Origin of the sequence: Janthinobacterium sp. AD80 (assembly GCF_002878455.1) — a bacterium.
In the GTDB taxonomy this organism is placed as follows: Bacteria; Pseudomonadota; Gammaproteobacteria; order Burkholderiales; family Burkholderiaceae_D; genus Janthinobacterium.
In genome coordinates this window covers 38,530-58,956 of sequence record NZ_NRDQ01000066.1, presented here as the reverse complement: position 1 = coordinate 58,956, position 20,427 = coordinate 38,530, and the positions used below count along the sequence as shown (strand labels likewise).

Annotated in this window: 19 protein-coding genes and 3 pseudogenes; 12 read left to right on the top strand and 10 right to left on the bottom strand. The window is 62.9% G+C overall.

Translation table 11 applies throughout. From position 1 onward, the window contains the following. Together JaAD80_RS31510 and JaAD80_RS14395 are read left to right on the top strand one after the other, a co-directional pair. A pseudogene (locus JaAD80_RS31510) lies at nt 1-141 on the top strand (RES family NAD+ phosphorylase); the annotation flags it as partial. Nucleotides 142-189: 48 nt separating this feature from the next. Further along, a pseudogene (locus JaAD80_RS14395) lies at nt 190-422 on the top strand (DUF2288 domain-containing protein); the annotation flags it as partial. Nucleotides 423-487: 65 nt separating this feature from the next. Here the strand turns inward: JaAD80_RS14395 and JaAD80_RS31505 are convergent. After that, nucleotides 488-1,090, bottom strand: a complete 603-nt coding sequence (locus tag JaAD80_RS31505; protein WP_258002996.1) for an EDSAP-1 family PEP-CTERM protein — start codon at nt 1,088-1,090, stop codon at nt 488-490. A gap of 104 nt (nt 1,091-1,194) precedes the next feature. Here JaAD80_RS31505 and JaAD80_RS31500 point away from each other — a divergent pair, with 104 nt between their 5' ends. Continuing rightward, nucleotides 1,195-1,380, top strand: a complete 186-nt coding sequence (locus JaAD80_RS31500; RefSeq protein ID WP_258002995.1) for a hypothetical protein — start codon at nt 1,195-1,197, stop codon at nt 1,378-1,380. A gap of 239 nt (nt 1,381-1,619) precedes the next feature. Here JaAD80_RS31500 and JaAD80_RS14385 read toward each other — a convergent pair whose 3' ends face one another. Further along, nucleotides 1,620-2,600 (bottom strand): EDSAP-1 family PEP-CTERM protein, encoded by a 981-nt coding sequence (locus JaAD80_RS14385; protein ID WP_102294950.1) that lies wholly within the window; start codon nt 2,598-2,600, stop codon nt 1,620-1,622. Between the two features lie 185 nt (nt 2,601-2,785). After that, on the bottom strand, nt 2,786-4,018 hold the full coding sequence (locus JaAD80_RS14380; protein ID WP_102294948.1) for a glycosyltransferase: 1,233 nt from the start codon (nt 4,016-4,018) through the stop codon (nt 2,786-2,788). Nucleotides 4,019-4,174: 156 nt separating this feature from the next. Here JaAD80_RS14380 and JaAD80_RS30725 point away from each other — a divergent pair, with 156 nt between their 5' ends. The 4 genes from JaAD80_RS30725 to JaAD80_RS14370 all read left to right on the top strand — a co-directional run bounded on the left by JaAD80_RS30725 (nt 4,175) and on the right by JaAD80_RS14370 (nt 5,758). Continuing rightward, a complete protein-coding gene (locus JaAD80_RS30725; protein ID WP_180979423.1) occupies nt 4,175-4,348 on the top strand; it encodes a hypothetical protein in 174 nt (57 codons plus the stop codon). A gap of 224 nt (nt 4,349-4,572) precedes the next feature. Further along, the gene (locus JaAD80_RS30720) at nt 4,573-4,710 is read left to right on the top strand and encodes a hypothetical protein (RefSeq protein ID WP_180979422.1); all 138 of its coding nucleotides are present in this window, start codon (nt 4,573-4,575) and stop codon (nt 4,708-4,710) included. Nucleotides 4,711-4,839: 129 nt separating this feature from the next. Next, a complete protein-coding gene (locus tag JaAD80_RS14375) occupies nt 4,840-5,208 on the top strand; it encodes a hypothetical protein (RefSeq protein ID WP_102294946.1) in 369 nt (122 codons plus the stop codon). 91 nt (nt 5,209-5,299) lie between these two features. Next, nucleotides 5,300-5,758 carry an acyl-CoA thioesterase gene (locus tag JaAD80_RS14370; protein ID WP_034750191.1) on the top strand — a complete coding sequence of 153 codons (459 nt, stop codon included), beginning with the start codon at nt 5,300-5,302 and terminating at the stop codon, nt 5,756-5,758. A gap of 84 nt (nt 5,759-5,842) precedes the next feature. Here the strand turns inward: JaAD80_RS14370 and JaAD80_RS14365 are convergent, their stop codons facing one another. From JaAD80_RS14365 to JaAD80_RS14350, 4 genes and pseudogenes are all read right to left on the bottom strand, one after another. Further along, on the bottom strand, nt 5,843-7,249 hold the full coding sequence (locus JaAD80_RS14365) for a DEAD/DEAH box helicase (RefSeq protein ID WP_077406752.1): 1,407 nt from the start codon (nt 7,247-7,249) through the stop codon (nt 5,843-5,845). 642 nt (nt 7,250-7,891) lie between these two features. Beyond that, nucleotides 7,892-8,092 (bottom strand): annotated as a pseudogene (locus JaAD80_RS31230) (hypothetical protein); the annotation flags it as partial. A 47-nt stretch (nt 8,093-8,139) separates the two neighbouring features. Further along, on the bottom strand, nt 8,140-8,928 hold the full coding sequence (gene fabI, locus JaAD80_RS14355; protein ID WP_102294944.1) for an enoyl-ACP reductase FabI: 789 nt from the start codon (nt 8,926-8,928) through the stop codon (nt 8,140-8,142). Nucleotides 8,929-9,031: 103 nt separating this feature from the next. Then, nucleotides 9,032-10,444 carry a transglycosylase SLT domain-containing protein gene (locus JaAD80_RS14350; RefSeq protein WP_102294942.1) on the bottom strand — a complete coding sequence of 471 codons (1,413 nt, stop codon included), beginning with the start codon at nt 10,442-10,444 and terminating at the stop codon, nt 9,032-9,034. A gap of 321 nt (nt 10,445-10,765) precedes the next feature. On the opposite strand from JaAD80_RS14350, the gene JaAD80_RS14345 reads away from it, so the two are divergent. Together JaAD80_RS14345 and JaAD80_RS14340 are read left to right on the top strand one after the other, a co-directional pair. Next, a complete protein-coding gene (locus tag JaAD80_RS14345) occupies nt 10,766-11,344 on the top strand; it encodes a DUF1415 domain-containing protein (protein WP_374755246.1) in 579 nt (192 codons plus the stop codon). After that, nucleotides 11,344-11,538, top strand: a complete 195-nt coding sequence (locus JaAD80_RS14340; RefSeq protein ID WP_034749680.1) for a DUF1289 domain-containing protein — start codon at nt 11,344-11,346, stop codon at nt 11,536-11,538. The genes JaAD80_RS14345 and JaAD80_RS14340 overlap by 1 nt, the downstream gene beginning before the upstream one ends. Nucleotides 11,539-11,643: 105 nt before the next feature. On the opposite strand, the gene JaAD80_RS14335 is transcribed toward JaAD80_RS14340, so the two are convergent. Next, on the bottom strand, nt 11,644-12,150 hold the full coding sequence (locus JaAD80_RS14335) for a DUF1993 family protein (RefSeq protein WP_102294939.1): 507 nt from the start codon (nt 12,148-12,150) through the stop codon (nt 11,644-11,646). A 262-nt stretch (nt 12,151-12,412) separates the two neighbouring features. Between JaAD80_RS14335 and JaAD80_RS14330 the strand changes: the two genes are divergently transcribed. Both JaAD80_RS14330 and JaAD80_RS14325 read left to right on the top strand, forming a co-directional pair. Further along, the gene (locus JaAD80_RS14330) at nt 12,413-15,550 is read left to right on the top strand and encodes an EAL domain-containing protein (RefSeq protein WP_102294937.1); all 3,138 of its coding nucleotides are present in this window, start codon (nt 12,413-12,415) and stop codon (nt 15,548-15,550) included. A gap of 9 nt (nt 15,551-15,559) precedes the next feature. Further along, the gene (locus JaAD80_RS14325; RefSeq protein ID WP_180979421.1) at nt 15,560-17,833 is read left to right on the top strand and encodes a xanthine dehydrogenase family protein molybdopterin-binding subunit; all 2,274 of its coding nucleotides are present in this window, start codon (nt 15,560-15,562) and stop codon (nt 17,831-17,833) included. A 5-nt stretch (nt 17,834-17,838) separates the two neighbouring features. Here the strand turns inward: JaAD80_RS14325 and JaAD80_RS14320 are convergent, their stop codons facing one another. After that, nucleotides 17,839-18,267, bottom strand: coding sequence for a thioredoxin family protein (locus JaAD80_RS14320; protein WP_102294935.1), 429 nt, complete (start codon nt 18,265-18,267; stop codon nt 17,839-17,841). Between the two features lie 274 nt (nt 18,268-18,541). Here JaAD80_RS14320 and JaAD80_RS14315 point away from each other — a divergent pair, with 274 nt between their 5' ends. After that, entirely contained in the window at nt 18,542-19,459 is a 918-nt protein-coding gene (locus JaAD80_RS14315) for a 23S rRNA (adenine(2030)-N(6))-methyltransferase RlmJ (protein ID WP_102294934.1), read from the top strand. Between the two features lie 185 nt (nt 19,460-19,644). On the opposite strand, the gene JaAD80_RS14310 is transcribed toward JaAD80_RS14315, so the two are convergent. Next, nucleotides 19,645-20,394, bottom strand: a complete 750-nt coding sequence (locus JaAD80_RS14310) for an SAM-dependent methyltransferase (RefSeq protein WP_102294932.1) — start codon at nt 20,392-20,394, stop codon at nt 19,645-19,647. Between the last annotated feature and the right edge of the window lie 33 nt (nt 20,395-20,427).

The following is a 20,427-nucleotide window of genomic DNA, read 5'->3' as shown; positions in this document are numbered from 1 at the left end:
ATCATCTTCCCCAGCACCCGGCTCGCTGGCGGCACCAACCTGGCCTGCTTCCGCCCTGCCCTCGTGGGCAATGTTCGCAAAGGAGCCGCCTATCGGTTAACATGGCGGGGTACGCCAACGCCGCACGTGGAAACCTTGTAAGGCAGACACGCGGCGCGGCATCCGACTCACAGAACATTGATACTTCGCATGCAAACCAACCCTGAAAAAAAAGACACCGAACTGCGCCTTAAAGTCAACAGCGAAACGGCCCGCCTGGCCTGGAGCGAACTGGAAAAAAACACTTCGCCCAAGGCAACGTCGTCTGGGTCGCCAACGAACTGGACCTGGTAGAAGTGGCCGTGCGCATCTCGCACGACGACAAGGCCACCATTGGCCAATGGATGGCCGACGGCAAGGTCGCCAAGGTCTCCGACCAGCAGCCTGCAAGACTTGCTGGTGGCGCCGGCCGCACCGCAATAACTGGCGGCAACGGCGCCGCGGCACGTCAGCGGCGGCGCCGCTGCGTCAGGGTCAGCATGGCCAGGCCCAGCGCCAGCAGCAGCAGGGTGCCTGGCAGCGGCACTGGCACGGCGGTGGGCACGTAAGCCAGTTCGGAACTGTTAAGCATGTTCAAGACCAGGGTATAGTTGCCCGCCACCAGGTTGTCAGTGACGGCGCCATACTGGCCGCCGCACGTGGTGCCGATGCCCGTGCCGGTGGGCGTGCCGCAACCGCTGGGATCGTAGGTAAACACGCTGCCGCTGGTCAGCGGCGTTTGCGCGTAGCCAGTGTTCAGGTTGGCGTCATCGGCCAGTTCGCTGCCGCCCAGGATACCCGAGCCGAGGCTGCCGTCGGGCGCCCAGTTGAAGACGATCTCTCCGCCTTCGTCGATGATGCTGAAGGTCAGCGCCATGGAGGTACTGGCCGCCGAGCCCGTGCCCGCCATGGCGTCCAGGTACAGCTGCATGAAGGGCAGGGCCTGGAACTCGAAGGCCAGGGTCGCGCCCGGTTCGCCGACGACAAAGTTGACGGCCATGGCGGTGGTGGAACCGTTGCGTCCGGCGGCATCGGCGCTGCCGCCGCCCGTCAAAAAAAGTTTCCGCCGCATTCACCGTATGCGTGCTGGTCGAGCCGGGCGGGAAGGGCGGGATTTGCGAAGTGACGATCTGCGCGTCGCCGCGTGCAAACGAGGCGTTGCCCATGCCTTGCTGCGTGAAATCATTTTGTCCCTTGCTGACGGCGCCCCGCGTCGCTTGCGCTGCATCGATCTCGTTGGCGCCGCCGTGGATGACGCTGCTGCCATTGAGGGTGGCCGTGGTGCGCGACAAATCGATGTTACTCAGCAAGGTGGTGGAACCCGTGGGATTGCTGATGACCAAGCCGAAGACACTGGTATAGGCATAGCCATACGCGGCGGCGCCGGCAGTGCCGCAGCTCCCCAGCAACAGCAGGGCCAGCATGGCCCTTGTTAATCGTGTACAAGAAAAATGCGTCATGAAAAATCCTCGTCTCCTGGCCGGACGGCGGCGTTGCCGCGTGGTGGCGGATGCCGGCCCGCTGTAAGGAAAACCGACAGCGTCAGCATAAAAAAAGGCGAGGAGATGTCCCTCGCCTGTGAATACCCCCTGTTGCATGGTTCAGCCATTGACTTTCCGGCGGCGGGCATAGCCGAGGCCTGCCAGGCCCAGGCCCAGCAGTGCCAGGGTGCCTGGCTCGGGCGTGGCCGCTTGTTTCACCAGATCCACGCTTTCCACCGCGTTCAGGGTCAAGGTGTAGTTACCGGCCGTCAAGGCATTGCTGACGGAGCTGAAGTTGCTGCCGCACGCCGTGCCGACACCGGTACCCGTGGGCGTGCCGCAGCCGGAAGGATCGTAGGTGAACAGATTGCCGCGCGTCAGGAAGTTGGTGGCCAGGCTGGTGTTCAGGTTGGCGCCATCGGCATTTTCCGTGCCACCGAAGATGGAGCCGAGCACGCCATCGGGGGCCCAGTTGAACACCGTCAGGCCCGCTGCGTCCGTGATGGTGAAGGTGACCACCAGGTTGGCCGTCGCGGTGGACAGCTGGCCGACTGTGCTTTGCAGGAAGACTTGCATGAATGGCGAGGCGAGGAAGTCAAAGCTCAGGGTGGCCGTGGGCGAGCCGACGATGAAATCGACGGAAAAGCCCGTGGTCGAGCCGTTGCGCCCGGAGGCATCGGCCGTGCCTGCCGGGCCGTCGAGGTGGGCTTCGGCCACGTTCACGACCTGCGTGGAAGTGGAGCCGGCAGGAAACGAGGGGAATTGCGTGCTGACGATCTGCGCATCGCCACGCGAGTAGTCGCCCGAAGGGCCCTGTTGCGTGAAATCGTTCTGGCCCTTGGTGACGGCGCCGACGTTGGCGCGCGGCGCGTCCAGCGAACCGGAGCCACCCTGGATGACGCTGACGCCGTTCAACGTTGCCGTGCTGCGCGAAATGGTGGTGCTGTTGGCCACCGTGATCTGGCCCGTTGGTACGGCGATCACCAGGCCGAAGATGTTGTTGTAGGAATAGCCGTAGGCGCCCGCCTGTGCGCTACCGGCCGCGCACAGCATGGCCAGCGCCGCAGCCGCCGGGATCAGTTTTAAATGAGACAGTTTCATTTTGCTTACCTCGTGGTTGAGTGGGACAGGAAGTCTTGCCTGAGCCCTGTGGGCAGGTGCTCATGGCCAGACTTAAGCGACTTCCATGCCAAGACACGAGGTGGCTTATAAATCAAGCACTTGGCGTACTTTTGTTGACGTAATGCAGGTGTTGCCTGGGGCGCTGTAAGAAATGCCGACTTTTCTCAGGGCTGGCCGTCTTGTGGCGTCGTGGCCAGCAGGGCTTGCATGTGGGCGTGCAGGCGCTGTGCCGGAAGAAAGTCGCGGAAGGCGGTGGCCAGTTGGCGTGCCGCCAGGCGGGCTGGGCCATCGTCCAGCAGGCGCGTGGCGGCATGGCGCAGGGCGGTTTCCTGGAAGCGGTCGGCGCGCAGCAGCTGGCCGGCGCCGGCCGCCACGATGCCGTGCATGTTGAGGAACTGGTCGAGGTTGCCGGCGATGCCGATCACAGGCACGCCTGCCGTCAGCGCCTGCTGGCTGGTGGGGCTGCCGCCGTTGCAGATGACCAGGCTGGCGCGCCGGGCAGCCGCGTCACCGGGCAGGAAGGGGGCGACAAAGGCATTCGGCGGCACGGCATCGATGCGGATGGTGCCGGCCGTGGCCGCCAGCACGGTGACGGGCAGGGGCGCCAGCGCGCGCAGTACGCGCGGCAGCAGCGTACCCTGGCCGGAACTGCCCAGGGTGACATAGATGATGGGCCTGCCGCTGCTCAGCTCGGCCCGCTGCCACCAGGGCGGCAGGTCGACCGGCGGCGCCCAGATGACGGCACCCAGGTAGTCGTGCGTGGGCGGCATGGCGTGCGGCGGGAACAGCTGCGGAATATCCGCGTACAGGGTACGGTCCGCATCCGTATAGGTTCGGCGCAGGTCGCTTCCCAGCGATGGCAGGCCGTGACGGCGGCGCACGCGGTTCAGCGGCACGGCGTGCGTCGCAAAGGCCAGCGGGCGGATCAGGCGGAACAGGGGATTGGCCAGCCAGATGGGCAAGACCCCTGTCAGGGGCAGCCTGGGTACCGTGTAGTGCTGGCGCACGTACGGGCTCCAGTAGGCGTTGCTGACGGTGATATACGGGATCTGCCGCAGGCGCGCGCTGACCGACAGCGACAGACGGAAGTCGCCGATCACGAGATCGGGCTTGACGGCCTCGAGCAGGCGCAAGTCGTCTTCCACATACGCTTGCAAAGTGCTTTCCGTGTACAGGGGCTTGCCGCTGGCCAGCGCTTGCAGGAATTGCTGCGTTGACAGACTGTCGATGCGCCAGCGGTGGAATGCTGTTTGCTTGAAGCAAAAGTCATAGCCATCGGCGCAGGCGAAATGGATGTCGTACTGATCTCCCGGCAAGCCAAGCGCCAGGCTCAGGGGGCGGCCGACGTGCGCCAGGGTCACTGCCTCGGCCATGAAAAGAATGCTGGTGCGCGCCATTGGATGGAGTCTTTGGAGTCTTGCGTGGTCTGCGATGATGGACGGCGTTCGCCCGCTGTATGCAGGGTTGGAGTGCGGTCGGCGCATTTGGTTCCCTGTACTTGCGGGCGCCAGGCTTTCCCCGCATCGGCTAAAGTGGCGGCAAAGGAGGTCACCATGCCGCTACAGTCCCGTCATGCCCCGTTGCGTGCGCACAGCACGCCAGAACCCGATATGCCGCCACCGCCGGAAGGCGATCCGCGCATCCCGCCGGCCGAACCGCCGCCACACATCGATCCCGTGCCCGTCGAGGAACCGACGCCGCCACCGCCGCCCGTCAAGATGGCTTGAAGGGGTTGAACGGCAGGCGTGCTGCCAGGCCGCGCGCGCACTTTATTTCCGATTAGAAATGGAATGCGCGGGCGGCGGGATTGCCACGCCATTTAAACAACAAAAAAGCCAATAAATGTTGCCCCTTGGATACAAATCAAAGACTAAGCGCTGAGTGTCATGCGGCTGTCACGATTCTGTTCTTATAATGAGACATCATAAAAATTCTTGTACAGGAGACCATCATGGGCAATTCCTTGCATAACAAAATTTATCTGGGCCGCCGCCCTGTGATTACCAGCAAAAACCTGGTGGCGCTGGCGCTGGCAGGCGCCGTGGCCGGCTGCGGCCTGGCGTGGCTGCTGCTGCGCAGCTACAAATAAGCGCGCTGCGCGCGCCTTTTCAGCGCGCCGTGCGCAGGGCCGGCGGCGACTGAATGACGTTGCCTGTTGCCGATGCGCAGCGGGGCGCGTACCATGGGGGCCGAACACCTGGCCTTTTATGGAAAAGTAATGAAGAACGAGAAATTAACAACCGATGAATATGACGCGCTGGAGCAAGTTGCACGCGGCATCAAGACCGAGCGCCCGAGCGCTTGCGTTGCCCGCAATGCCAAACGCCTGTCCGGCCTGAAGCTGCTCAGCTACGCGCGCGATGGTCGCCTGTCCATCACCGAGAAGGCGCAGCAGATGCTGTTCCTGCGCCGCTGCATCATGGGCTTGCGCGCCGTGGCCGCCGACCCGCTGACCAAGCTGGAGTCGGACGTGGCCTATTTCCTGGGCAAGAAAGCCCATATCGTGGCGCGCGCCGAAGGCGAGGGACACGACATTTCCGACAAGGGCCGCGACTCGCTGGCCGATATCGACACCCTGGGATTGTAACAGCCTGTCCCTGCAACCGGCCCCTGGGGCCGGTTTTCACATCCCCCACTCTTTTATTACTTCCCTCTTGGAGAACACTTTGGACAGCGCGATGAACTGGTCGGCCCACGAACTGACGATGACGGTCCTGATGACGCCCGATATGGCCAACTTTTCCGGTAACGTGCACGGCGGCACCATCTTGAAATATCTCGACAGCGTCGCCTATGCCTGCGCCAGCCGCTACTCGGGCAGCTACGTGGTGACCCTGTCGGTGGACCAGGTGATGTTCCTGCAGCCGATCCACGTGGGCGAGCTGGTGACGTTCCTGGCGTCGATCAACTACACGGGCACGACATCGATGGAAGTGGGTATCCGCGTGGTGACGGAAAACATCCAGCAGCGTCTGGTGCGCCACGCCAACAGCTGCTACTTCACCATGGTGGCGGTGGACGCCAACCGCAAGCCGGTAGCCGTGCCGCCTTTGGTGCTGGAAACGCCGGAGCAGCACGCGCGCTTCGAGCAGGCCAAGCTGCGCAAGCTGTCGCGCCAGAAAGTGTCGAAGAAATAAGCGTGACGGGCATAAAAAAACGGCCACCAGAGTGATCTGGTGGCCGTTTTTCATTGCATGCCGTGAGGCAAGGTCAAACCGCGATTAACGGTCGCCGTAGCTGCGGCGTGCGCCGTCGGTGCTGCGCGGGTTGGAACCCTTGTAGCCGCCGCCGGTGCTTGGCGCGCCGTCTTTGCGTGGTGCGCCCGGCTTGCTGAACGTGCGTTGGCCCGGCTTCGCGCCGCCACGGTTGTCGCCTGGTTTCCAGCCGCCTGGACGGGCGCTCGAACGGGGAGCCGATGCCGTTTTCTTAGGCTCGAAACCTTCGATGACATTGACCGGGATCAATTGCTTGGTGAAACGTTCGATACGCTTGACGTTCATGCCTTCAGCGTGGTTCACCAGCGAGATGGCCAGGCCATTGCGGCCAGCGCGGCCGGTACGGCCGATGCGGTGGACGTAGTCTTCCGGGAACTTCGGCAGATCGTAGTTGAACACGTGGGTGATCGTTGGCACGTCGATACCGCGGGCGGCAACGTCGGTGGCAACCAGCACCTTGACCTGGCCGCGACGCATGCCGTCCAGGGTGCGGTTACGCGCGCCCTGATGCATGTCGCCGTGCAAGGCGGCAGCCGAGAAACCGGCGATGTTCAGGCGGTCGGCGATGGTGTCGGCGTCACGCTTGGTGGCGGTGAACACAACAGCCTGGTCCAGGGTTTCGTCGCGCAGCAGGTGGTCCAGCAGGCGATTCTTGTGCGACAGATCGTCGACGAAGTGCACGCGCTGGGTGATGTTTTCATGCTTGTTGCTCGAGCTTGCCACCTGGATGACCAGCGGGTTTTTCGTGATGCGGCGGGCCATGTTGCCGACCACGCCGTCCAGGGTTGCCGAGAACAGCATGGTTTGACGGCCTTCCGGCGTCGCTTCGACGATTTTTTCGATGTCGTCGATGAAACCCATGTCCAGCATGCGGTCGGCTTCGTCCAGCACCAGGATTTCCAGTTGCGAGAAGTCGATCTTGCCCGAATCCATGTGGTCGATCAGACGGCCAGGGGTAGCGACCAGAATCTCGGGATTCTTGGCCAGCAATTGCATCTGTTTAGGATAAGGCATGCCGCCCAGAATCGACACAGCCTTGATGCGGCGGATGCCGGTGCTGTACTTGTCGGTATTCGTGGTCACTTGCAGGGCCAGTTCGCGCGTCGGCGTCAGCACCAGCATTTTTGGCTGGGCAGCCTTGAAGCGTGGACGCTCGCCACGGGCGCGCGATGCTTGCATTTCCTGGTTTGGCGTCTTGCCGGCGGCGCTTTGTTCGGCGCTGGCCAGTTTGTGCAGCGACGGCAGCATGAAAGCCGCGGTCTTGCCCGAACCGGTCTGCGACGAGACCAGCAGGTCACGGCCTTCGATCGCGGCTGGAATCGCTTGCGACTGTACCGCGGTTGGCGCGGTGTAGCCCGATTCGGTCAGAGCGGCGATGATGGACGGATGCAGGCCTAAGGATTCAAATGTCATTCTTTTCTTTCGTAAAAATCAGCGTTCTTGCAAAAAGCAGAACGCAAAATAGCAACGCCAACCAAAACGAAATGACTCAACTAGAAAGAAATTTCGGCACAAAAGCTTTGCGCCGGGACGGTGTCAGGTGCGACACACAAGGCGGGAGGGCTTTATAAGCGACATCCTGTGGATGTGCTAAGGCTTGCGAAGCTGCTAAGTTTGTAGTGCATCTAACTGCGGTGTTGCCATCGCTTCAAGGGAACATATTGCAGCGCACAACGACACTATACCGTATTTGTCGCCGTTTTGCACTGTCTAAATGGGAAGAAACGAAAGTCCTACCACGTTTTTCGTATGTTTCCTATGTGAAATCAGTAAAGATACGTAGTTTCAGCACGTGCATGCATTGCGTCAGGCGCCGAGCATGGCCGCGATGTCGGCCGGAATTGGCGCTGCCTGCGCCGCTTCTCTGGCGTGGTTGATTTGCCGCGTCGCCTGCGCCAGCTCGATCAGGCTGCGTTCCAGCTGATAGTTGCCCCTGGCGTGCAGCCATGACAGCACATCGGCCAGGTGCCAGATGGTGGCGCTGCCTTCGTGCACGGGCGCGGGAAAACTGTGGCGGTGCTTGTGCATCAGCTTGTGCATGTTTTGCCGGGTCAGGGCGTGATTGCCGGGATTTTTCGGCGTGCTCCAGATGCAGGCGATGCAGAACTCGCCGCAGCGGCAGCCGTCATCGTTGCAGGGGCAATGCATTTTGCCCCAGGCAGGGCTGCCGCCTGTCTCCACGCGCCAGCCCTGGCTTTCCGCGTGGCGTAGCGCCGCTTCGATGTCTTTCTTCGGGTGCGAGAAGCGCCTCGATATCTTGCGGTTGTCAAGTGACAACCGCAAGATAATCGGCCATCATTGGCTCACTCTACTTCGGGATTCACCGCCATCACTTGCGAAAAGCCGCCATCGACGTAGGTAATCTCGCCCGTGATGCCGGACGCCAGGTCGGACAGCAAGAAGGCGGCCGTGTTGCCCACTTCCTCGATGGTGACGTTGCGCCGCAGCGGGGCGTGCTCGGCCACGAAACCCAGCAGCTTGCTGAAATCCTTGATGCCGGAGGCGGCGAGGGTCTTGATGGGACCGGCGGAAATGCCGTTGGCGCGGATGCCGCGCGGACCCAGCGATTCGGCCAGGTAGCGCACGGACGCTTCCAGCGAGGCCTTGGCCAGGCCCATGGTGTTGTAATAGGGCACGGCGCGCACGGCGCCCAGGTAGGTCAGGGTCAGCACCGAAGCGCCCGGGTGCAGCAGGGGCAGGGCGGCCTTGGCCATGGCGGGAAAGCTGTAGGCGGAAATATCGTGGGCGATGCGGAAACTGTCGCGTGACAGGCCGTCGAGGAAGTCGCCGGCGATGGCTTCGCGCGGCGCGAAGCCGATGGCGTGCACCAGGCCATCGAGCTGTTCCCAGTGCTGTGCCAGGTCGCTGAAGACGGCGCTGATCTGCTCGTCGCTGGACACGTCGCAGTCAAACACCAGTTCACTGCCAAATTCCGCCGCGAATTCCGTGATGCGCTCCTTGAAGCGCTCGCCCACATAGGTAAACGCCAGGGTGGCGCCTTCGCGGTGGCAGGCCCTGGCGATGCCGTAGGCGATGGAGCGGTTCGACAGCAAGCCCGTGATGAGGATTTTTTTGCCTTGTAGGAAAGCCATGACGACTCCTGTCTGGGTAGGTGGGCGGGTAAGGCGGATGTGCAACCGGCCGCGACAGCAAAGCTGTGGCGGCCGGTGAGGTGGATCTATATGGATCAGGCGATCAGTGACGGGCCTTGGCGCGATTGCTGCCACCGCCGCGCTGGATGCGCGGTTTTACCAGCGAAATCGGTGCTGCCTGTACCTTGCCGCCCTTGGCGACGCGGCGCACGGCCTTGGCGGCCCGTTCCGGACGGTCCGCTTCCAGCAGCATGGTGGCGCTGTCGGCGATTTCCTGGGTGATGTCCTTGTTCATCGTGGCCGAGGTTTTCGGCACGAGAATGGTGGAGCCGGCGCGCAAACGGGTGCGCTGGGGAATGTTGTTGGCCTGGCGCAGCACGTCGGCCGTGGTGCCGAATTTCGACGCCAGGGTTTCGATGCGTTCACGCGCGTTGGTGATCTTGTGCGTGGTCCAGCTCGACAAGGCATGGCCCCATTGCGCCAGGTTGGTGGTGAACTTGGCGGCGTTTTCCTGCGGCAGCAAAATCTTGGTCTTTTCGCCGCCGATGATGACAGGGCGGTTAAATTGCGGATTCAAGGCCTTGAATTCATCCATCGACAGTTCGGCCAGCTGGGCGGCAACGGTGATGTCGATGTCGCTGGTCTTGTCGATGGCCGTGAAATACGGCTGGTTGTCGACCACCGGCAGTGTCAGGCCGAACTGGGCCGGATTGGCGATGATGTTCTTGACGGCTTGCAGTTTCGGCACGTAGTTGCGCGTTTCGGCCGGCATCAGGTCGGCCAGGCTTTCGAAATCGGTGGGCTTGCCCAGCGCCTGGTTTTTCTTGATGGCGCGCTGTACCGAGCCTTCGCCCCAGTTGTAGGCGGCCAGCGCCAGTTGCCAGTCGCCAAACATGTCATACAGGCGCTGCAGGTACGTCAATGCCGCATCGGTCGAGGCCAGCACGCCGCGGCGCTCGTCCTTGAACATGTTTTGCTTGAGGTTGAAATCGCGTCCCGTGGCGGGCACGAATTGCCACATGCCGGCCGCGTTGGCGCTGGAGAACGCTTGCGGGTTGAAGGCGGACTCGATGAATGGCAGCAAGGCCAGTTCCGTCGGCATGCCGCGCTTTTCCAGTTCCTGCACCACGTGGAAAATATAGCGCGAGGCGCGCGCCGTGGTGCGGGCGATGTAGTCGGGGCGGGTGGCATACCAGTTGACGTGGTTGGCCACCAGCTGGTTGTTGATGTCGGGAATCGCATAGCCGCTGCGGATGCGGCCCCAGACGTCGGCTTCGCGCAGCGGATCGGAACTGTCGCTGAGGTTTTTCAGCAGACGGTCGGTCTTTTGCAGGCGGTTATCGAGGGTGGGGAGTTTCGCCGTGACCTGGGCGGTCATCGGGATCAGGGCAGGCGTGGCGGCGGCGACTGGCGCGTTATCGCTCTCAACACCGGCTTCGTACGCCTGGCTGAGGGCGGGCGCAAGCGCCAGGGCCAACGCCGCCAGGACGGTAGATTTAAAGGAGTTTTCGTGCATAGTGTTCCATTGTTGTCGTCGGAGAAACATCGGACAGACCCATGATTAAGGTGCGAGTGTACGTATATCCACATGCCGGAGTCAAGAATTATGTCAGCATGATGACAGCACATAGGCGGCAATAGCGATGTTTCCATTCGCTAATAGTGCAATTATTGCAAATTTAATTTGCCGGATGCGCGGTTCGGCCGCTGTTATAGCATAGATGGCGCCGACCCTGGCGCAAGCCTGGCAGGCGCCGGGCATGAGGCTGCGCAAAAGTGCGTACAATTTGGCTTTGGCCGGCCATCCAGATTCCGGCTGCCTTATTGATAGAGAGTCATGCATATGAACACCCCGCCGCGTCACGACGACGATAACGCCGTCATCATCGCCAATACCGTTGCCTGGCTGGAAAAGGCCGTGATCGGCCTGAATCTGTGCCCGTTCGCCAAGGCCGTGCACGTCAAGAAGCAGATCCGCTACGTGGTGTGCGAATCGAGCAATCCGGAAGATTTATTGGCGCTGCTGATGGACGAGCTGCAAATCCTCGCCGACACGGACCCCGAGCAGATCGACACGACCCTGCTGATCCACCCGTACACCCTGAACGATTTCCTCGACTACAACGAGTTCCTCGATGTGGCCGACGCGGCAGTGGAAGACATGCACCTGGCCGGCGAATTGCAGGTGGCCAGTTTCCACCCGCACTACCAGTTTGCCGAAACGTTCGAAGACGACATCAGCAACTACACCAACCGTTCGCCGTACCCGACCTTGCATCTGCTGCGCGAAGACAGCATCGAGCGCGCCGTCGAGGCTTTCCCGGAAGCGTCCGAGATCTTCGACAAGAATATCGCCACCCTGGAAAAGCTGGGCATCGAAGGCTGGCAACAACTCGGCTTGCCGAAGGCATCCTGATGGCGGACAAGGAATTGCCGCCGCGTCCCGATACGCCCTGCGTGGCCGTGTGCTCGACCACCTTCGATGAAATCTGCCGCGGCTGCGGCCGTACCGTGGTGGAAGTGGCCCACTGGGTGTCGATGACGGATGAAGAGAAGGAAGTGGTGTGGGTGCGTATTCTGGCGCAGGGGTATCCGCGCAGGAATACTTGATTTAACCCGACTGCAACTGCTGGGGTCAGACGCCCTCACATGTCAGCGATGACTTTTGTGTGAGCGGTATTGAGGGTCTGACCCCGGTACTATTGGCGTCAACTATTAATAGCTGCCGATAAAATCCTTCTTGCCGACTTCGATGCCGTTGTGGCGCAGGATGTCGTAGGCCGTCGTCGCGTGGAAGAAGAAGTGCGGCAGCGCGTAGTGGAACAGATAGGTCTGGCCCGTGAAGTGCTTGGTCTTTTCGCCGCTGCCGGTGGTGATGGCGCGCGTTTCGCTGCCGTCGATGTCCGCTTGCGGCAGGCTTTCCAGGAAGGCGATGGTTTTCACGATGCGCGCTTTCAGTTCGGCAAAGCTCTGCTCGCTATCCTCATAGGGCGGCACGGCCACGCCGGCCAGGCGCGCGCCGCAGCCCTTGGCGAAGTCGGTGGCGATCTGGATCTGGCGCACGAACGGCAGCATGTCCGGGAACAAGCGGAATTGCAGCAGGGCGTTCGGGTCGATTTTCTTGTCTTGCACGTGCGTTTCCGCCTTGTCCAGGATGGCGGCCAGGCTGCCCAGGATCTGTTTGAAGACGGGGATCGATGCGGAATAGATGGAGAAGGTCATGGTGGTTCCTCTAGGTGAAGTGGCGCGATGATAGCAAGCCGCGCGCTTTTCTGCTGGCGCTGGCCGGCTGTGCCATGGAACGTGTGGTTTTTCGGCCCTGTCTATATGACATGAGGTAGCTGCTGGCGTGTGTTTATTGGTGACTTACCCTGCTTTTTCCATGCATAATTGCTTCTGAAAAAGTTTCTTCCCGCCCCGTCCACCCTGATTCCCCCGTAAAGTTCGATGAGCGCTCGCCTGGTCCCTGTTGCCCTGTCCCTGCATGTCTAATTCCCTCTATCAACGCCTGCGTGCCAGCCTGAGCGCCCTGTATGGCTCGTCGATCTATGGCGCCCTGCTGCTGGTGGTGTTTGGCGGCCTGGTCCTGCCCGCCATCATCGGCAGCTATTTGCTGGTGGGCGTGCACGAACGCCAGTCGGCGCGCACCAGCCTGAACGAGGCCCTGCAGCGCAATGTCGACATCCTGGCGCTGGGCATGCAGGAATCGCTGTGGAACATGAATGCGGAATCGGCCCATTCGCTGGTCGAATCGGTGATGCGCGACCGTGCCGTGCTGCTGGTCAAGGTGGTGGGGCAGGGCGACACGGAATTCATCAGCCTGCAGGCGCCGCAGCGCCCGGTGGGCAATCTGTACCGCGCCGAGCGCGATATCCTCGTGCGCGGCGAACGCATCGGCCACGTGGTGGTGGAGATGGACGATGCGCGCAGCCAGCAGGAGTTGCGCGAAAAGCAGGTGTCATATATTTTCGTGCTGGGCGCGCAGCTGGCCATCTCGATGGCGCTGATCGTGCTGTTCCTGAACCGCCGCCTGCTGAAACCGCTGCGCCGCCTGATGCGCTTTTCCGATCGCCTGTCGCATGGCGATTTCGATACGCGCCTGGTGTCGGGCAGCCACGACGAACTGGGACGCCTGGCCGCCCAGCTCGAACAGATGCGCGCGGCCATCCGCCAGCTGTTCGAGGATGTGGGCCAGCGCGAGGAGCGCTTCCGCACCATCGTCACGCAAGTGCCGGGCGCCGTCTTCCGCTATCGGCCCGACGGCCCCATCGATTTCGTCAGCGATGCGATCGAGGAAATCGCCGGCTACTCGGCGCGCCAGTTCATGCGCGGCAGCACGCATGCCTGGGTCGACCTGATCTGCCCTGAAGACCGCCGCGCGCACCGCCGCGCCGTCAAGCAGGCCGTCCTGGAGGTGCAGCCGTATGCGCTCGAGTACCGCATCATCGACTCCTTCGGCACCGAACGCTGGGTGGCCGAGAATGGCCAGCCGCAGGCGGGCGAGCAGGGCGTGACCTGGGTCGACGGCATCATCGCCGACATCAGCCAGCGCAAGCACCACGAAATGCGCATCGAAGCGCTGCTGACCGAGCAGAGCGCCATTCTCGACAACGTGATGTTCGGCGTGATGTTCGTGCGCCACCGCCGCATCATTTCCGTCAACCGCCGCTGCGAAGACCTGTTTGGCTACGATCCGGGCCAGATGATGGGCAAGTCGACGGCCATCGTGTTTACCAGCTCCTACGATTTCGAGGAGGCGGGCGAGCGCCAGTATCCGGCCCTGGCGGCAGGCGGCGACTTCAGCGAGGAGCGCCAGTACCAGCGCCGCGACGGCAGCCTGTTCTGGGCCCTCGTCAGCGGCTGCGCGCTCGATCCGCAGCGGCCCAATGAAGGCAGCATCTGGGTGTACGCCGACATCACGGCGCGCAAGGAAGCCGAGGAAAAGCTGCGCCTGTCGGCCACCGTGCTCGAGCACATCGCCGATGGCGTGATGGTGGTCGACGCGCACGGCATCATCGTCACCGTCAATCCCGCCTTCACGCAGATCACCGGCTATACCGAGGCCGAAGCGGTAGGCCGGCATTCCTCGCTGACGCGTTCGGCGCGCCACGACGCGGGGTTCTACCAGGCCATGTGGGATGAGCTCAAGGCCAGCGGTTTCTGGCGCGGCGAGATCTGGCATCAGCGCAAGAATGGCGAGCTGTACCTGGAGTGGCTGACCATCAGCGCCGTGCGCGACATGCATGCGACCACCACGCACTACGTGGGCGTGTTCAGCGACATCACGCTGATCAAGGAGTCGCAGGAAAAGCTCGACCACATGGCGCACCACGATCCGCTGACGGCGCTGCCGAACCGGCTGCTGTTCCACGACCGCCTGCAGCATGCGCTGCTGCGCGCCGCGCGCGACGACGAGCAGCTGGCCGTGCTGTTCATCGATCTGGACCGCTTCAAGAACGTCAACGATACCCTGGGCCACCACGTGGGCGACGAATTGCTGCAAAAGGTGGCGGGCCAGCTGACGGCGCGCCTGCGCGAAGGCGATACCCTGGCGCGCCTGGGCGGCGACGAATTCATCGTGCTGCTTGAACGCATCGATGGCGAATATGGCGCGACCCAGGTGGCGGAAAAGCTGGTGACCATGTTCGAGCAGCCGTTCACGGTGGCCGGCCATGAATTATTCGTCACCTGCAGCGTGGGCATCAGTCTGTATCCGGATGATGCGCTGGACTTGAACATGCTGATCCGCAATGCCGACGTGGCCATGTACCAGGCCAAGGCGCGCGGGCGCAATGGCTACCGTTTCTATGCGCCGTCGATGACGGGCGAGGGTGTCGAGCGCCTGCGCCTGGAAACCTTTTTGCGCCGCTCGATCGAGAAGCACGAGATTTTCCTCAATTACCAGCCGCAGGTGGAAATCGACACGGGCCGCCTGGTGGGCGTCGAGGCGCTGGTGCGCTGGAACCACCCGGAACTGGGGCTGGTGCCGCCGGCGCGCTTCATTCCGCTGGCCGAGGATAGCGGCTTCATCAACCAGCTGGGGAAATGGGTGCTCGACGAAGCCTGCCGCCAGATGATGCGCTGGCAGGCGCAGGGCTTGCGCGTGCCGAAGATGGCCGTGAACCTGTCCGTGAAACAGTTCGAACGGGGCAGCATCGCCGGCATGGTGGCCGACATCCTGCAGGAAACGGGACTCGAGCCGCAGCGGCTGCAGCTGGAAGTGACGGAATCGGTGATCATGAACACGGGCGACGCGCTCGGTTTCATCAACGACCTGCACGCCATCGGCGTGGGCCTGGCCATCGACGATTTCGGCACCGGCTATTCCTCGCTGGCGTACCTGAAGCAGCTGCCCGTGCAGACCCTGAAGATTGACCGCTCCTTCATCAAGGATATCTCGACCGACGTCAATGATGAAGCCATCGCCATTGCCATCATCCAGCTGGGCAAGAGCATGCAATTGTCCGTGATCGCCGAAGGCGTGGAGACGGAAGAGCAGGCGGCGTTCCTGCTGCGCCACGGCTGCAAGCTGGCGCAGGGTTATTTTTATAGCCGGCCGGTGCTGGCACAGGATATGCTGGAGCGCTGGATCGATCCGCTGGATCCACCATCAACTAATTAAAGGTATGCCATGGCTGGAGAAAAAAACACGTCGCGTCGCCGTTTCCTGCTCGGAGGCCTGGGCCTGGGCGTGGCCGGCGTGGGCGCCCTGGTGCTGGGCTGGGGCGTGCTGCCGCCGCGCCAGCGCCTGAATGGCAGCGCACCGTTGCCCGTGACCGATGGCGCCGTGGCCTTGAATGGCTGGCTGGCCATCGCTACGGACGGCACGGTCACGCTGGCCATGCCGCGCAGCGAGATGGGGCAGGGCGTGCACACGGCCCTGCCGATGCTGGTGGCCGAGGAACTCGACGTGGCTTTGAGCAAGGTGAAGCTGATCCAGGCGCCGATGGACAAGATCTTCGGCAATGTCGCCATGCTTGCCGATGGCTTGCCCTTCCATCCGGACGACCGGGGCCGCGTCAAAGCGCTGGCCCAATGGACGGTGGCCAAGGCGGCGCGCGAACTGGGCGTCATCGTCACGGGCGGCTCGTCGAGCGTGAAGGATGGCTGGGGGCCCATGCGCGAGGCGGGAGCGTCCGCCCGCGCCATGCTGGTGGGGGCTGCTGCCGCGTTGTGGCAGTTGCCGGCCGCGCAGTGCCGCACGGAAAATGGCGAAGTGCTGCACCCGGACGGCCGGCGTGCCAGCTATGGCAGCCTGGCGCAGCGCGCCGCCGCCATCGATCCGGGCACGCCGGTGCTGAAAGCGCCGAAGGATTTCAAATTGATCGGCCAGCCTGCGCCACGCCGCGACACGCCGTCGAAAGTCAATGGCAGCGCGCGCTTCGGCATCGACGCGCGTCCGCCCGGCATGCTGTACGCGGCCCTGCATCTGCCGCCGCGCCTGGGCGATACCCTCGCCGCGTTCGACGCGGCGCCCGTGCTGGCCATGCCCGGCGTGAAAAAGGTCATCGACCTGACGCCGCGGCTGGCGCAGCGCAGTGTGTCATGTGCGGCCGTGGTGGCCGACACCTGGTGGCGCGCGAAACAGGCGGCGGCCGCCTTGCCGACACAATGGCGGGCCGGCCCGCAATCGAATTTGTCCAGCGCCGGCGTCTACGCGGAGTTTGCCCGCCTGCTCGATAGCGAGGCAGGTTATGCCTACCACGCCAGCGGCGAGGTGGAAAGCAAGGACGTGCAGGGCTTGCGCCAGGTGAGCGCCGAATACCGCGCACCCTTCCTCGCGCACGCCGCCATGGAACCCGTCAACTGCACCGCGCAGGTGAAAAATGGCAAGGTGATGCTGTGGGTGTCGACGCAGGCACCCGGCATCGCCGTCGACGTGGCGGCGAAAGTGGCTGGCGTCGATGCGAAGGACGTCGTCATCGAGGTACTGCTGCTGGGTGGCGGTTTTGGCCGCCGCCTGGAAGTGGACATGATCGCGCAAGCCGTGGCCATCGCGCTGCAATGCGATGGCGCGCCGGTGCAACTGGTGTGGACGCGCGAGCAGGATACCCAGCACGATATGTACCGTCCCGCCGCGCTGGCGCGTTTTTCCGCCCGCCTCGATGCGCAGGGCGGCATCGCTTCCTGGGACAACAAATCCGTCAGCGGCTCCATCACGCACCAGTTCTTGCAGCGCAATTTCGGCTTGCCTGGCGCGGGGCCGGACAAGACCACGGCCGAAGGCGAATTCGACATGCCCTACGAAATCGCCAACCAGCGCATCGCCCACGTGATCGCGGACAGTGCCGTGCCGATCGGCTACTGGCGTTCCGTGGGACATTCGCACAACGCGTTTTTCAAGGAAAGCTTCATCGACGAACTGGCGCATGCGGCGGGGCGCGATGGTGTCGCCTTCCGCCGTGGCATGCTGGCGCGGCATCCGCGCCACCTGGCCGTGCTCGATGCGGCGGTTGCCAGGGCGGGCAGCGCGCCGCCCGGCCATGCGCATGGGGTGGCTTTGCACCAGTCGTTCGGCAGCATCGTGGCGCAGGTGGCGCAGGTGGCCGTGGAAAACGGTGAAATCCGCGTGCGGCGCGTGGTGTGCGCCATCGATTGCGGCATCGCCGTCAATCCGAACATCATCGCCCAGCAGATGGAGTCGGCCGTGCTGTTCGGCCTGTCGGCGGCGCTGGGCGGCGAGATCACCTTCAAGGAGGGCAAGGCCCTGCAGGGCAATTTCCACGACTATCCGGTGCTGCGCATGGGGCAGGAGCCGCTGGTCGAGACCATCATCATCGCCAGCGCCGAACATCCGGAAGGCGTGGGCGAGCCGGGCACGCCGCCGATCGCGCCGGCCGTGGCCAATGCCGTGTTCATCCTGACGGGGAAAAGGCTGCGCAGCCTGCCGCTGCGGCTTGGGTAACTACATCAAGCCAAGGTGGCGGCCAGCATGCTGCGCAAGTTGCAGTCGCGCTGCCAGTCGCGCCGCTCCTGGGTGCTGGCCGACAGCGCCGCCAGTTCCGCGGCGCTGAGCGCCTGCTGCGCTTGCAGCATGCGGTGCGCCAGGCCGCCGTCGGGCAGTACGGTGCCGAAGAAGGCGACATCGTCGTCATGCTGGATCAGCAGGGTGGGAAAGTTTTCGATATCGAGGTCGCCCACCACGTCGGCCTGGTCTTCGATGTCGATCCAGACGAAGACCGTGTCCGGGTGGCGCGCGGCCAGTTCCTCGAACGTGGCGCGGTAGGTGCCGCACGTGCCGCACCATAGCGCGCACAGGCAGGCCACCGTCCAGCGCGGGCCGGCCAGGGCTGCCGCGACGTCGCCGCGGTTATCGGTAGTGAGGGTCAGGCTGTGCATGGTTTCTGTATTCTAGGCTGCTGGGCGCCAGGCGCCCGATGCGCGTATTCTACCGCGCCCGGCCACGCCAGTCCCAAGAATGCATGAGCTTGTTTAGCCGGGTTTTTTGATGTAACTCACCTTTCTAGTGGATAATGCTGGTAATTGCGCGCTGATTACGCTGGCCCATGCTGTTTCCTGGCCCCGCAGCCTGACTCCTCCAGTCTGTTTTCATGCCCTGCCCGGTGTCAGCGCTCCCGCCTTTGTTTATTTTTATTATGGAATTAGCCAGCTTATGTTGAGTTACCGCCACGCTTTTCACGCGGGTAATCACGCCGATGTGTTGAAGCATTATGTGCAGATTCAGTTGTTGCAGTACCTGAATCAAAAAGATACCGCCTATAGTTATATCGATACCCACTCCGGCGCGGGCGTGTATGCGCTCGACGGCGGCTATGCCTCGAAAAATGCCGAGTACGAAACGGGTATCGCGCCCCTGTGGGATCGCACGGACCTGCCGGCCTCGCTGGCCGAGTACATGAAGCTGATCAAGGAGATGAATCCGAGCGGCAAGATGCGCTACTACCCGGGTTCGCCGTACTGCGCCGACAAGGTCAGCCGCGAGCAAGACCGTCTGCGCCTGTTCGAGCTGCATCCCGCCGATGCCAAGATTCTGGCCGACAATTTCCGCAAGGTCGAGGCGCATGCGCTGGCCCAGGGCGAGCGTCCGACCGTGCGCGGCAAGCGCGTCATCATCACCAAGGCCGACGGCTTCCAGAGCCTGAAAGCCCTGCTGCCGCCGCCATCGCGCCGCGCGCTGGTGCTGATCGACCCGCCGTACGAAGACAAGATGGATTACCGCAAGGTCAAGGACACCCTGGCCGACGCGCTCGTGCGCTTCCCGTCGGGCATCTACGCCGTCTGGTACCCGGTGCTGCAGCGCATGGAATCGCGGCAGTTCGCCGACAAGCTCAAGCAGTTGCCCAGCTCGGACTGGCTGCACGTGACCCTGACGGTGAACACGCCGTCGCCGGACGGCTTCGGCCTGCACAGCAGCGGCATGTTCATTTTGAACCCGCCATACACGCTCGAGCCGATGCTGCGCGAAGTCATGCCGTATCTGGTAAAAGTGCTGGGCCGCGACGATGGCGCCAAGTTCGTGCTGGAGACGGGCAAAGGCGGACAAAAGAACACGGGCACCCGTCGAGTCTGAAGACACCTGACCAAACCTACTGCGCGTCGGTATAGGCGGCCCGCGATGCTCACCGTACTAGAGTACGGTTGCGCTTCTTAGCCACCTCTCCCTTCCGCTCGCTACGGTTTTGTCAGGTGTCGTAACTATCGTAGTTGAACAAAGTAAATAAACGCCACGGCAAATATTTCCGTGGCGTTTGTCGTTTACTGCCCCAGCAACAGGAACACGGTGGGTTTCTTGTGGAAGTCGGGTGCCTTGCCGGCGGCCAATTGTTTCTTCCACTGTCCGCCATTCCATGTCTGCACGCTTTCCGTGTCCAGGCTCAGGTCGGTGGCGACGCAGATCAGGGTCGATGGCGCGCACTGCGCCACGAGGGCTTCGAGCATGGCGGCGTTGCGGTAGGGCGTCTCGATGAACAGCTGGGTCTGTTTTTCATTGCGCGAACGGCTTTCCAGTTCCTTGATGCGCTTGGCGCGCAGGGCCGCGTCCGTGGGCAGGTAGCCGTTGAAGGCAAAGCTCTGGCCGTTCAGGCCGCTGGCCATCACGGCCAGCAGGATCGACGACGGTCCCACCAGCGGGCGCACGCGGATAGCGTGCTGATGCGCCAGGCGCACCAGGTCGGCGCCGGGATCGGCCACGGCGGGCACGCCCGCTTCCGACACCAGGCCCGCGTCGCGGCCCGCCAGCAGCGGCGCCAGCAGGCCGGCCAGCGCTTGCGCCGGGGTATTCACGTTGAGTTCGGAAATGGTGATTTCCTGCAAGGGCTTGGCCAGCGGATGCTGGTTGCCGATCAGCTTTAAAAAGGCGCGCGCCGTCTTGGCGTTTTCCGCGACGAAATAATCGAGCTGGGACGTGATATGCCTTACTTGTTCGGGAATGATATGGGCCAGCGGGTCGGCCGGGCTGTCGGACAGGCCGAGGTGGTTGGGGATCAGGTACAGGGTGCCGGTCATCTTGTTAGCTTTGTATTGGCCGGGGTCAGTCCC

Coding starts and splice junctions, on each gene's coding strand:
- fabI (WP_102294944.1), bottom strand. CDS start 8,928: ATGGCTTTCCTACAAGGCAAAAAAATCCTCATCACGGGCTTGCTGTCG.
- JaAD80_RS14330 (WP_102294937.1), top strand. CDS start 12,413: ATGTCTAATTCCCTCTATCAACGCCTGCGTGCCAGCCTGAGCGCCCTG.
- JaAD80_RS30725 (WP_180979423.1), top strand. CDS start 4,175: ATGCCGCTACAGTCCCGTCATGCCCCGTTGCGTGCGCACAGCACGCCA.
- JaAD80_RS14370 (WP_034750191.1), top strand. CDS start 5,300: ATGAACTGGTCGGCCCACGAACTGACGATGACGGTCCTGATGACGCCC.
- JaAD80_RS14345 (WP_374755246.1), top strand. CDS start 10,766: ATGCATATGAACACCCCGCCGCGTCACGACGACGATAACGCCGTCATC.
- JaAD80_RS14365 (WP_077406752.1), bottom strand. CDS start 7,249: ATGACATTTGAATCCTTAGGCCTGCATCCGTCCATCATCGCCGCTCTG.
- JaAD80_RS14325 (WP_180979421.1), top strand. CDS start 15,560: ATGGCTGGAGAAAAAAACACGTCGCGTCGCCGTTTCCTGCTCGGAGGC.
- JaAD80_RS30720 (WP_180979422.1), top strand. CDS start 4,573: ATGGGCAATTCCTTGCATAACAAAATTTATCTGGGCCGCCGCCCTGTG.
- JaAD80_RS14310 (WP_102294932.1), bottom strand. CDS start 20,394: ATGACCGGCACCCTGTACCTGATCCCCAACCACCTCGGCCTGTCCGAC.
- JaAD80_RS31505 (WP_258002996.1), bottom strand. CDS start 1,090: ATGCGGCGGAAACTTTTTTTGACGGGCGGCGGCAGCGCCGATGCCGCC.
- JaAD80_RS14380 (WP_102294948.1), bottom strand. CDS start 4,018: ATGGCGCGCACCAGCATTCTTTTCATGGCCGAGGCAGTGACCCTGGCG.
- JaAD80_RS14320 (WP_102294935.1), bottom strand. CDS start 18,267: ATGCACAGCCTGACCCTCACTACCGATAACCGCGGCGACGTCGCGGCA.
- JaAD80_RS14350 (WP_102294942.1), bottom strand. CDS start 10,444: ATGCACGAAAACTCCTTTAAATCTACCGTCCTGGCGGCGTTGGCCCTG.
- JaAD80_RS14385 (WP_102294950.1), bottom strand. CDS start 2,600: ATGAAACTGTCTCATTTAAAACTGATCCCGGCGGCTGCGGCGCTGGCC.
- JaAD80_RS14375 (WP_102294946.1), top strand. CDS start 4,840: ATGAAGAACGAGAAATTAACAACCGATGAATATGACGCGCTGGAGCAA.
- JaAD80_RS14315 (WP_102294934.1), top strand. CDS start 18,542: ATGTTGAGTTACCGCCACGCTTTTCACGCGGGTAATCACGCCGATGTG.
- JaAD80_RS14335 (WP_102294939.1), bottom strand. CDS start 12,150: ATGACCTTCTCCATCTATTCCGCATCGATCCCCGTCTTCAAACAGATC.
- JaAD80_RS14340 (WP_034749680.1), top strand. CDS start 11,344: ATGGCGGACAAGGAATTGCCGCCGCGTCCCGATACGCCCTGCGTGGCC.